At 59.0% G+C, this 11330-nt stretch carries 9 protein-coding genes; 3 read left to right on the top strand and 6 right to left on the bottom strand.

The annotated features are described in order from the left end of the window. Positions 1-156: 156 nt before the first annotated feature. From ppc to FHX10_RS29905, 3 genes are read left to right on the top strand one after another with little or no spacing between them, the layout of a single operon-like run. Positions 157-2913: a phosphoenolpyruvate carboxylase gene (gene ppc, locus FHX10_RS29895; RefSeq protein ID WP_029868075.1), complete on the top strand. Its 2757-nt coding sequence runs from the start codon at positions 157-159 to the stop codon at positions 2911-2913. Then, positions 2879-3964 (top strand): C-terminal binding protein, encoded by a 1086-nt coding sequence (locus FHX10_RS29900; protein ID WP_245294527.1) that lies wholly within the window; start codon positions 2879-2881, stop codon positions 3962-3964. Before ppc ends, FHX10_RS29900 begins: the two co-directional genes overlap by 35 nt. Before the next feature lie 36 nt (positions 3965-4000). After that, positions 4001-4981, top strand: coding sequence for a phosphotransferase family protein (locus FHX10_RS29905; RefSeq protein ID WP_176707321.1), 981 nt, complete (start codon positions 4001-4003; stop codon positions 4979-4981). A gap of 333 nt (positions 4982-5314) precedes the next feature. On the opposite strand, the gene FHX10_RS29910 is transcribed toward FHX10_RS29905, so the two are convergent. The 6 genes from FHX10_RS29910 to FHX10_RS29935 form a co-directional block, all read right to left on the bottom strand. Then, entirely contained in the window at positions 5315-5866 is a 552-nt protein-coding gene (locus tag FHX10_RS29910) for an NADPH-dependent FMN reductase (protein WP_029868078.1), read from the bottom strand. Positions 5867-5919: 53 nt separating this feature from the next. Beyond that, a complete protein-coding gene (locus FHX10_RS29915; RefSeq protein ID WP_176707323.1) occupies positions 5920-7038 on the bottom strand; it encodes an alcohol dehydrogenase catalytic domain-containing protein in 1119 nt (372 codons plus the stop codon). A gap of 108 nt (positions 7039-7146) precedes the next feature. Further along, positions 7147-8361 carry an amino acid ABC transporter substrate-binding protein gene (locus FHX10_RS29920; protein ID WP_029868081.1) on the bottom strand — a complete coding sequence of 405 codons (1215 nt, stop codon included), beginning with the start codon at positions 8359-8361 and terminating at the stop codon, positions 7147-7149. Positions 8362-8420: 59 nt separating this feature from the next. After that, a complete protein-coding gene (locus FHX10_RS29925; RefSeq protein ID WP_047618948.1) occupies positions 8421-9422 on the bottom strand; it encodes a VOC family protein in 1002 nt (333 codons plus the stop codon). A gap of 99 nt (positions 9423-9521) precedes the next feature. Further along, positions 9522-10838, bottom strand: a complete 1317-nt coding sequence (eno, locus tag FHX10_RS29930) for a phosphopyruvate hydratase (protein ID WP_047618945.1) — start codon at positions 10836-10838, stop codon at positions 9522-9524. A gap of 45 nt (positions 10839-10883) precedes the next feature. Further along, positions 10884-11327 carry a cupin domain-containing protein gene (locus tag FHX10_RS29935; protein ID WP_245294526.1) on the bottom strand — a complete coding sequence of 148 codons (444 nt, stop codon included), beginning with the start codon at positions 11325-11327 and terminating at the stop codon, positions 10884-10886. Between the last annotated feature and the right edge of the window lie 3 nt (positions 11328-11330).

Consider the following 11330-nt stretch of genomic DNA (forward strand, 5'->3'; position numbering starts at 1 on the left):
ATAATCTGGAATATCGTCAGGGGCTTCGTCGCTCGTTCGGCTTCTCGCTCATGTTCGTTTGCGCGTGTTGCTTGACTCCTCGGTTAAATCCTGCCAATTTATGCTAACGTTAGCACAAGGAATGCACATTTGCACCTTCAATTACGCAAAGCAAGCATGCAGGGGAAACGCCTGATGGCCAGCAGGGCCCTGGTGAAGGACGTTCGGCTGCTCGGCCGCCTGCTGTGCGAGGCTATCGAAACAAGCGACGGCGAGGAGGCCCGTGAGATCGTGGAGCAGGTCCGCACTCTCTCGGTTGCCGGCCATAGAAAGACCGGCCGGCACTTGAACGACAAGCTCGCCCTCTTTTGTGCAGAAATGCCTCCCCGGACCCTCAAGCGCGTGATCCGCGCATTCAGCCAGTTCTCTCAACTCGTGAACATTGCCGAAGACGCACACCAAGCCAGGATGCAGCGCTTCAGCATCGTCGATCATGAACCTGCCATGCCGGGAACAATTGCCAGATCGCTTTCCGTTCTGGCTGCGGCGGGGGTAGAGGCGGAAGATATCCGCAAACTGCTTCTTGAAGCGGTCGTCTCGCCCGTTTTCACAGCGCACCCCACCGAGGTTCGGCGGAAGAGCGTTATCGAAATCGAGCAGGAGCTTGCACGATGCCTGACTGAGCTCGACCAAGCCGGCCTGATTGAGCAGGAGATAGGTCGGCATAAGGAGGATTTGGAGAGGGCGACGACGACGCTTTGGCAAACGAACAGCCTTCGGGGGCGGCGGCTTCAAGTCGTGGATGAAATCCTCAATGGCTTGTCCTATTACGACAGCACCATTTTCCGGGTGATCCCGGAGGTGTACGAGATTCTCGAAAATCAGCTGCGAGACTCCCCCTGGAGTTTCGGCGAGGGCGCGCTGCCGCCATTCCTGCGCATGGGTTCCTGGATCGGTGGCGACCGGGATGGCAATCCCTATGTTAACGGTGAAACCCTGAGGGAGGCGCTCTGCTTGCAGAGTGAGAGAGTTTTCTCGTTCTATCTCGGCGAACTGCATAGCCTTGGCGCCGAACTTTCCTTGGATGACCGGTATGTGAAAGTCTCGCAGGAGCTTCAGCGCCTCGCGACCGACTCCCCCGACAGATCGGAGCGGCGCCGACACGAGCCATATCGCCTGGCGATATCGGGCATGTATGCTCGCCTGTCGGCCACGGCACGTAAGTTCGGCAGCACGGAACTGGTTCGCGAACCTGTGGCGGCCGCCCCTTCCTACCTGTGCCCTGCCGAATTCGCCAAAGACTTGGCGACGATCAGCAAATCCCTGGCAGCCAATGGCGCAGAAAAGATCGCCACCGGAAAACTGCGCAGGCTCCAACGCGCCGTAGACGTCTTCGGTTTTCACCTTGTCAGTCTGGATTTGAGACAGAATTCCGAGGTTCATCAACGGGTTGTTCATGAGCTTTTCGAGAACGTGCGGCCTGGCACACGTTACGAGGCGTTAGCCGAGAGTGATAAGATCCGCTTGCTCACCGAGGAACTACGGTCTTCCCAGTTGCTGATGACACCGCTCAGGACTTATTCGGCCGAGACGGCGTCGGAGCTTTCCGTTCTGCGGGAAGCTGCCGAAGCCCATAAGCACTATGGCCGCGTCAGCATCCCCAATTACATCATTTCGAAGGCCGGAAGCCCTTCCGACCTTCTGGAGGTCATGGTCCTGTTCCGTGAGGCGGGGCTGTTCCGGCCCGATGAGCCCGAAGCGGCGTCAATCAACATCATACCGCTTTTCGAAACGATCTCGGATCTTCGAAGGTCGCATGACGTGATGCAAACAGTTTTGGCCGTCGAAGCCTATCGGACATATGTGGAAGCGCTCGGCGGCAAACAGGAAATTATGCTCGGCTATTCGGACAGCAACAAGGATGGCGGTTATCTGACTTCGGGATGGGAACTTTATAAGGCAGAAACGTCCTTCATCCAGCTCTTTGAGCGTGAAGGCGTTCGCCTCAGCTTGTTTCACGGTCGCGGCGGCTCCGTGGGCCGCGGTGGCGGCCCAAGCTATGAAGCCATCACCGCCCTGCCCCCTGGCGCGGTTGCCGGATCGATCCGGCTGACGGAGCAAGGTGAAGTCATTGCGGCGAAATATTCCAATCCGGCACTAGGTCGTCGGAATCTCGAACTTCTTATAGCCGCGACGCTGGAAGCGTCCCTGCTGCCTTCCGACGCGCAAGAGCCGGATCCCGAATATCTTGGCGCCATGGAGGAACTGTCCGACCTGGCCTTTGGCGCCTATCGCCGTTTGGTTTACGAGACTGAGGGATTTGAGCGGTTCTTCTGGGAAGCAACGATCATCGGCGAAATCGCAAAACTGAACATTGGCAGCCGCCCAGCCTCACGCAACTCGTCACGTCGCATCGAAGACCTGCGTGCGATACCCTGGGTGTTCGGCTGGTCGCAGAGCCGCATGATGTTGCCGGGTTGGTTTGGATTCGGTTCGGCCGTGCGACAATGGCTGGCCGGACACCGCGACGGATTGCAAATTCTTCAGGGAATGCACCGGGACTGGCCTTTCTTCCAGACACTCATTGCGAACATGGAGATGGTGTTGGCCAAGACCAACATGGCGATCGCGGCGCGGTATGTGGGCCTCACTCCTGATGCATCCACCCATGAGAAAATTTTCGCACGCATAAAAGACGAATGGGAAGCGACGACAGCTGCGCTATTTTCCATAACGGATCAGGCCTCGCTGCTTGAGAATAATCCGGCACTCAAGCAGTCGATCCATCATCGCTTTCCTTGCCTCGATCCGCTTAACCACATGCAGATCGACCTTCTTCGCCGCCACCGTGCCGGAGAAGGCGATCAGGACACTGAAGAGGCGCTGCACCTGACCATCAATGGAATTGCAGCAGGGCTGCGAAACAGCGGGTAACGAGCGCCAATGCGGATGGCGTAAGCCTATTTTTCTTGACCTCGATAAAATTGCCGCGCTAACGTTCGCACAAACTGGGAGGAAATTCATGACACGGACCGTGCTGTTGACGGACTACGCCTGGCCGGATGACAAAGTGGAGCGGGAGGTAATCGAGCGGGCCGGGTTCATCCTCGTCAGCGGTCCGGCCGAGCCATCTCCGCCTGCTGAGATCGACGCTTTGGCTGCAAAGCATCAGCCGGACGCGATTCTGACCTGCTGGGCTCAAGTCAGCGAGACGGCAATTGCTGCGTCTCCTAACCTCAAGATCGTCGCTCGTCTCGGAGTTGGCCTGGACAATATTGCAGTCGAGGCGGCGACGGAGCGGGGGATATGGGTCACGAATGTTCCCGATTATTGCGTTGCAGAAGTGTCTGACCACGCTGTCGGTTTTGCGATTGCCTGGGCCCGTGGCCTGATCCACTTCGATCGCGAAGTTCGCGACGGGCGCTGGGACCCGGCTTCGGCAAATCTCCGCAGGCTTTCGGACCTGGCCTGCGGCATCGTTGGCTTTGGCCGCATCGGTCGTGCGACCGGCGCGAAAATGCAGGCGCTCGGATGCCGGGTGCTAGCCTACGATCCCCATGCCTCGAATATTCCTGCAGATGTGGAGCTCGCCGACTTCGATACGCTTCTGGCCAAGAGCGATATCGTCATCGTCCATGCGCCGCTTGCGCCTGCGACGCACCACCTGATCAACAGGGACGCCATCTCGAAGATGCGCCGTGGAAGCCTGCTGATCAATGTCAGCCGAGGCGGCGTTGTCGAAACTGCCGCCGTGATCGAAGGCTTGGACTCCGGCATTCTGAGCGGCGTCGGCCTCGATGTCCTTGAGGATGAACCACGCGTCCCACCGGAGCTGATCGCTCATCCCGGCGCGATGATCACTCCGCACGTCGCCTTCTCCTCGGATGCTTCGCTGATCGAGTTGCGTCGCCGGGCGGCGGAGGAGGTCGTCAGGGTTCTCTGCGGAGAGAAGCCTGAACAACCCCGCAACAGCCCCCGCCGCTAATACTGCAAGGACACTGGGTTCATGTCTGTATATGAGATGACGACTTTCGATGAGTTCTTGCTGAAGAACGGTTTGAGGAGCGCTTCCGAGGAGGCGATCTACAAGCCGCTGACGGGTGGTGTTTCTTCAGATATCTACCGTGTGGAGCTTCCCGGCCGGCTCATCTGTGTGAAACGCGCACTTGCCAAGCTCAAGGTATCCGCCGATTGGCAGGCGCCGGTGTCGAGAAATGTGTACGAATGGAACTGGATTTCCTTCGTGGCGCAGCACTTCCCTTCTGCCGTTCCGAAGCCTCTCGCACACGACGCGTTGTCTGGCGTCTTCGCAATGGAGTTTCTTCCCGGCGATCAGTATCCGCTGTGGAAGACCGACCTGCTCCACGGGAGCGTTGACCGAAAAGCGGCAGAGCTAACGGGTCGGCGGATTGGACAGATCCATTCTGTCAGTGCCCGTATATCGGGGTTGCCAGAAAAGTTCGACTCCGGATCGAATTTCTATGCGCTTCGGCTTGAGCCCTATCTGGTGGCGACCGCCGCCAAACATCCCTTCGTCAGCGACCGCCTCGCAGAACTGGTTCAGCGCACGGCCGAAACGAAGCTGGCGCTTGTCCACGGCGACGTCAGCCCGAAGAACATCCTTTTGGGCAAGAACGGCCCTGTGTTCCTGGATGCCGAATGCGCCTGGTTTGGCGACCCGGCTTTCGACCTGGCCTTCTGCCTCAACCATCTATTGCTGAAGAAGGTCATCGCTGGAAAGGCGGCATCTGAGCTCGCATCGTCATTCGCGGCGTTGACGGCAGCCTACCTGGATCAGGTCGACTGGGAGGATCGAGACGCTCTCGAGGCTCGGGCCGCAAGCTTGTTGCCCGCTCTCTTCCTCGCCCGGGTCGACGGCAAATCGCCCGTCGAATACATAACCGACGAATGCCAGCGCGAAACGGTCCGCAAAGTCGCCATCCCGCTGATCGCATCGCCTCGGCGAAAGTTGGCTGACGTGGCGCAGGCCTGGTTTCCATAACGGAACCCCACTCCTCAGGCAGCGGCATTTTTCTTTGCCGCTGCGCCGATAACCGCGCGGCCCTTGTGAAATGGTCAGAAGAGCGAAACAACGACTTGCGGGCGAGAATTCCCATCACCACGACAAAACCGACATGATACTCCCGACGCGGCGCTTGTGCGTCACATCGGGCGATCGAGCAGCATACGGCGCTGAGGTTTCGCCTGTCAGCTGAGGCTTCGCCCGTGAAAATACCGGGCTCATCGGGAAAGCGGCGCATTCATTAAAAGAGAGCATAAAAAGCCATCGCGCTGGTCTCGCGATGGCGGATAAAAGCTTCACATCTGCTTCGGCTCAGAACCGAGCGACCCAGCTTTCGAAAGCGACCAGGAAGCTCTCGATGAACTTCTGGGTTCCTTCATTGAGGAACACACCGTGATCGCCCACTAATTTGTCGGCCGTGCTGAGGTAAACTTCAGGCTGGGGCATGGTCGGCACGTTGATGTTGGTCAGGATAACCCTGAGCTGAAGTGCCGCGGCTGCGCCGCCAATGAGACCGGGAGAAGCTCCGGTCACCGCACCGGGCTTGTGATCCCACACGCTTTTCCCGAACGGGCGAGAACCGACTTCGATCGCGTTCTTCAATGCCGCGGGTACGGATCTATTGTATTCAGGCGTCACGAAGATTGCGCCATCGCAAGCCTTGATGCGCTCGCGGAAGGATGTCCATTCCGTCGGCGGCGTCTCCGTCTCCAAGTCCTGGTTATAGAGCGGAAGGTCGCCGATCGGTACGATTTCCAGGTTCAGTCCGTCGGGCGCCACTTTCTGCATTGCACGGGCGAACTTCAGGTTGATCGAGGCCTGACGAAGGCTTCCGACCAGGACCGCGATATCTTTCTTGGACATGTTCTCTCTTCTCGCGTGAGGGACGCGCCGGCGATAGCCGGCGCCGGTGATTGTTATTGATAGGAGGCAGGGACCGGAGGAACGACCACATAGTTGCTGAAGCCGCCATCGCGCTCGCCAATGCCTGATATGGCTTCGTTCACCCGCTCAAGCGGATAGACCTTGTGCTCCAGATACGACAGGTCGAGCACACCGGTGCGGACCATGTCTGCCATTTCCTGCCCCTGCGCAGCGCTGAACCAGTTCGAGCCGATGAGCTGAACTTGCTCGTCCATCAGCCACTTCACGTCGACCGGGACATCTTCTGCGACGCCGCCAACGACAACCACGCGGCCGCCCCGACGAACTCCGCGCATGGAGTCGACCACGGTCGCGGCGGGGGCTCTCGCGCCCAGCGCACTGATAACGAAATCCACTCCCTCGCCACCGGTTTGGGCCTTTGCCCATTCTCCGGTCGAGCCTTCGCCGAGCATGATGGTGTCGATGCGGTCAGGAGCGATGGCTTTTACGCGGTCCAGCAATTCCCTGCTTCTGCCGGTGCCCAGAATTTTGGAGATCCCCATCGCAAGACTGAGCTTGGTTGCCGCGACGCCAAGCGTGCCGGTGATCCCGTCGATGAGGCAAACCTGGCCAGGTCCAGCCTGTGCATTCTTCAGGGCGCCGTAGGATGTACCGAGGTAACCGAAGCGGCCGGCCTGCTCGAAGCTGAGATTATCCGGCAGGCACACGAGCGAGTATTCCGGGGCGGTCATGAATTGGCTGAAGCCGCCGTACGGATAAAGATCAAAGATTCTTTGACCGTCGCGACTGGTGCTGAAGTACCCATTCAAGGTGTAGTAGCGGCATTGGCTGCGGTTGCCTGACCGGCACGCCTTGCAAGAACCGCAGGATCTGAGAGGGCTTACATAGACACGATCGCCAATTTTGACATTGGTGACCGCCTCGCCGACTTCGGCGACGACCCCGGCTGGGTCCAAGCCAAACACTGCCGGAAACTTCGGCAGTGGCTGGTGAGGGAACCAGGTTGGCCAATTGTTGATGACGTTGGCCATGTTGGGCACGATACCGCAGGCCCTGACCTGCACCAGGACGTCGTTGGGCCGGGGCGTGGGAACCGGAATCTCATCCAGCGACATCGGCTGATGCAGAGCATGCAGCCGAGCGGCGATCATAGTCTTAACCATTAACTCCTCCATAGGGACATCGGTCGGACCGTGCCCGACCGAATGCATTTTTTGCAGTTTCAGACAGATGCGCGGCACAGTGCCGAGCGGCATTCGTCAGGGGACCAGGAACTCCTTCCCAGCCGGTCGGAAATCCGCAGGCCAGACAGTCACCCAATCCTTTCCTTGAACTTGCTTGAGCTTCGTCGATTGTTTCCCGGCATTGAACTTGCCGTCGAAAGTCCTTGGCCCGACGACCGTCTCGACGGTATTCGAGCGCAACCACGCAGCCATCGCGGCGTCGTCCAATTTCCCTGCCCCTTCTGCTGCCGCTGCAAGAATTTGCCACGCAGCATATTCGACCGCAGCCTGATACTCCGTACGCGGATAGGGGAAACCCGCCGCCTTCGCCTTGCTGTCATAAGCGCTTACGAATTCCTGGGCGCCGTGATACCTGAGAAACGGCTCGTGCTCTTCAAACCAGGTCAGCGAGGTCAAGCCGTTCGCTTTGGGGTGAGCTGCGGTCGGGCCGGGTGCCGGGAACAGATAGAATTGGTTCCTGGGCTGGTAGTCGATCCGGCCCATTGCATCGAGAAGCTGCACGGCCTCCATGCCGATCGCACCAGACCACAGCAGATCCGGATCAGCCGCTTTGATGCGGTTCGCGATTGCGCCGAAGTCCTTGGTGCCGAACTCGTATTCAAGGTCCAGCACGTTCTTGATGCCACGCTTCTCGGCAACTTGCTGGCCGCCCTTGGCGATCGTGAGGGCCGACGGAAATTTGCTCGTGACGAACGCAATCGTCTTGGGAGGGGTCGGCAGGCTCGCATAGGCATCGAGAACAACCTCGGTATCCGCCGATTGCGGCTCGGCGCCGATTGGAAGAGATGGGAACTGCAGCGGATAGGGCGCGAGACTCGGGTCCCCCAGGCTGCTCTGAACCAGCATCTTCTTGAACCGAGCGGCAACGCCCATTGCTGCGATGATCGACGACGTGCCATAGGGGCCCATCAGCAGATCGACCTTATCGGCGGTCACAAGGCGCTCATAGAGCGTTCGAGCATTGGCGGGCAGCGATTGGTCGTCGAGAAGGACGAATTCCACCTTTCGTCCGAGAATACCGCCTTTGGCGTTGATCTGTTCGACGAACACCTCTGCGGCGAGCTTGTGGATCGCGCCTACGCCCGCAAGCGGGCCTGTTAACGGCAGCGTTCCGCCGACGCGGACCGGCCCTTCCTGGGCAAAAACCCTCGGCATCGAGCTGAAAGCTGCTACTGCGGCTGCAGACCCGAGGAATGTTCGTCTATTCAGTATCATGGAATTCGCACTCATCTCATCCTCCCAGATGCTTCCGGCATGTCATCATCAGTCTCTGCCGCCGGCGGCAGGTCTCAGCTCTTCGCCAGCCCCTCTGCGTAGCGTTCCAGCGTCATGGGGTTCGGCATTGTCTCGGGGTGCTCCAGCGGTACTCCCGTAAATTCGCTTGCCTCGAAGAACCACTTCGAGACGGCCGGCATTCCCCAATGGACATTGGTGCTAAGGGCTGCCGCGTCCCAACGAATGGGCTCCAATTCCGCGTCTATCGTGGTGTAGTGATTGTTGAAGAACTCCACCCGGTGTCCATCGGGATCGCGCAGGTAGACGAACAGGACTCCGGAAGGGCCATGGCGTCCGGGTCCGCGCTCAACGCTGTCGCCATATCCATAACGGCTGGCAAAATCGCACACGGCGAAGATGTCGCTGCTTTCGGGAACCGTATAAGCGAAATGATGCAATTGGGGGCCGATGCCCGGCACCAACGCCAGATCGAGGCAGACACCTTTGCGATACATGAAGTTCGCAATGAGATTGTCGCCGGCCGCAATATATTCCGAAGTCCGGAAACCGAGTTCGCCGTAGAACGCGCTTAGACCCAACGGATCGGCGACCATGATCTGGCAATGATCAAGCCCCTGGGCTCGGGCGCCGCGATGTTCATGCACCTCGAGGAACTTACGGGGATGAACACTCATGCTGGAGCAAAGCTCGATGCGAGCGCCCGACGGGTCGCTGACGAGCAGGGTCCGCCCTTGATTTCGAACTTCGACCCATTCCGCCGGGAGCCCCTTTTCATCGAAGAAGAACTTGGCCTTGTCGAGGTCCTCCTCCAGAAACACCCGGTAACCGATCCGCCTGCACGTCGGCTTCCCGCCGGCAGGTGCGAGCACGAGACTGTGATGGCAGGCCTCGGACAATCCGCGAAGGTATGAAACACCTTCCGCGAATTCTGTTTCAATCAGGCCGCCGACATTGAGGTAGAAATCTCGGCTATGCTCCACATCATTGACTTCAAGCACGACGTGGCTGAAGCGCGTGATGTTGAAGGGAGGTTTCAAATTAACAGCCGGAAGCATGTCATCCTCATCTATTTATTGCTAACGTTAGCATAAAAGGGCCGGCGCTTTTGTCAACGCCTGTTATTGAGCGAGACCCGCAACCGGCCCATCCAAAATCTAACCTACAGCAGCAACCGCGGCTGGCTTTTCAGCCAAGTCTAGCGCCGACCAGCCGGCGAACGAAGCCTCTTTTCCAAGGGCCTCCTCAATACGGAGAACCTCGTTCCACTTGGCCATCCGCTCGGAGCGTGAGAACGATCCGACCTTGAGCTGCCTGGCATCCCAGCCGACCGACAGATGGGCGATCGTCACATCTTCCGTCTCACCGGATCTGGCCGAAACAATTGTCCGAAAGCCCGCTTTCTTGGCAACTGAGAGCGCGTCGAACGTCTCTGTGATCGTGCCCGCCTGGTTCGGCTTGATCAGAACCGCATTGGCGCTTTTATCCTTGATCGCTTCGGTTACCCGCGCCGCGTTCGTCACGAAGAAGTCGTCGCCGATGATTTGGCATTTGGAGCCGTAGCGAGCGGTAAACGCCTTGAATCCATCCGGATCGTCCTCAGCGAGCGGATCCTCGATAGAGACGATTGGATAGGTCTTCAACCAGCCGCCAAGCATGTCGATCATCTCGGCCGTATCGAGCTGCCGATCTTCCAACGCCAGCGAATACTTACCCTCACGACCGAATTCGGAGGCCGCAATGTCGAGCGATATGACGACTTCGCCGCCTGGCTTCAGGCCGGCGGCCTCGATCGAACGCACCAAGGCATCGAGGGCTTCTTCATTGCTGGTGAAGGCAGGCCAATAGCCTCCCTCGTCCGCCACGCCCTGGAGCTTTCCGGCACGTTTCATAATGTCGCCTGCCGCGCGGTAGACTTCAGCGGTCCACTCCAAAGCCTCCGCGAAAGTCGAGGCAGCAGGGCACATGACCATGAAATCCTGGACGTCTACCCGGCGTGCTGCATGCGCTCCACCTCCAAAAATCTGGATTTCCGGCAGTGGCATCGTAATCCCCTTGCCGGAACCCGCGAGATACCGCCAGATCGGTTGGTCGGCCGCTGCCGCTGCCGCGTGAAGCAACGCCATCGATGTTGCCACCGATGCATTTCCACCCAGTCTGCTCCGGTTCGGGGTGCCATCCAGCTCGATGATGGCATTGTCCAGCTCGGCTTGATCATTGGCATTCCGGCCAACCAGCAATTTGGCTATTTCTCCGTTGACGGCAGTGAGGGCCTTGTTGATCCCCAAGCCGGCAAAGGCGCTGCCGCCGTCACGAAGGTCGAGCGCCTCGCCGGTGCCGGTCGATGCACCAGCAGGTGCAATGGCCCGGCCGGTCGCACCGGAGGCCAGCTCGATCTCTACCTCAACGGTGGGCCTGCCACGGGAATCCCAGACGCGACGGCCCTGCACTTTTCGGATTTCGGTGTTGGTCATGTTCAGTTGGTCCACAAGGTCAGATTGAAATTGGATCATCAGGCCTCACAGGCCGTCATCATAATCCGTCAGGTCGGGGGTCCGTGCGCCAACCAGCACCACGGCGATGGTTGCCGGTTTGTCGCTCTTGTTTCGCCAGGCGTGACGCGTGCCGTTCTGTACGAAGGCGTCGAACTGGCGCAGACGGGTCTCATTGCCACCGTCGAGTTCCATCCAGATCTCGCCGTCGAGAACAATTCCATAATCGACGGTGGGCGTTTGATGTTTGCCATCCGGCTCGAAGCGTTCGGCCAAACCTGGACTGACCGCCAGATTCTCCGCGAGAGCGGCCGGACCATCGAAATCCGGAGATATAAAAACAGCATCTGGTGGGAACGTTAGCACTAGAAAGCGCGTTTCGCCGGGCTCCGGAACGAAGCTTGCGACCAGCGGAGTCGGATCGGTTCCGTTGAATGGGATGGCCGTGGAGGCGGAAGTCGACCAGATCATCCG

Source organism: Rhizobium sp. BK591, assembly GCF_014195045.1.
Lineage (GTDB): Bacteria > Pseudomonadota > Alphaproteobacteria > Rhizobiales > Rhizobiaceae > Rhizobium > Rhizobium anhuiense.

Bases quoted from the DNA above. Each gene is read 5' to 3' on its own strand.
- eno (WP_047618945.1), bottom strand. From the start codon at position 10,838: ATGACCAACACCGAAATCCGAAAAGTGCAGGGCCGTCGCGTCTGGGAT.
- FHX10_RS29900 (WP_245294527.1), top strand. From the start codon at position 2,879: ATGGAATTGCAGCAGGGCTGCGAAACAGCGGGTAACGAGCGCCAATGC.
- FHX10_RS29910 (WP_029868078.1), bottom strand. From the start codon at position 5,866: ATGTCCAAGAAAGATATCGCGGTCCTGGTCGGAAGCCTTCGTCAGGCC.
- FHX10_RS29925 (WP_047618948.1), bottom strand. From the start codon at position 9,422: ATGCTTCCGGCTGTTAATTTGAAACCTCCCTTCAACATCACGCGCTTC.
- ppc (WP_029868075.1), top strand. From the start codon at position 157: ATGCAGGGGAAACGCCTGATGGCCAGCAGGGCCCTGGTGAAGGACGTT.
- FHX10_RS29905 (WP_176707321.1), top strand. From the start codon at position 4,001: ATGACGACTTTCGATGAGTTCTTGCTGAAGAACGGTTTGAGGAGCGCT.
- FHX10_RS29920 (WP_029868081.1), bottom strand. From the start codon at position 8,361: ATGAGTGCGAATTCCATGATACTGAATAGACGAACATTCCTCGGGTCT.
- FHX10_RS29915 (WP_176707323.1), bottom strand. From the start codon at position 7,038: ATGATCGCCGCTCGGCTGCATGCTCTGCATCAGCCGATGTCGCTGGAT.
- FHX10_RS29935 (WP_245294526.1), bottom strand. From the start codon at position 11,327: ATGATCTGGTCGACTTCCGCCTCCACGGCCATCCCATTCAACGGAACC.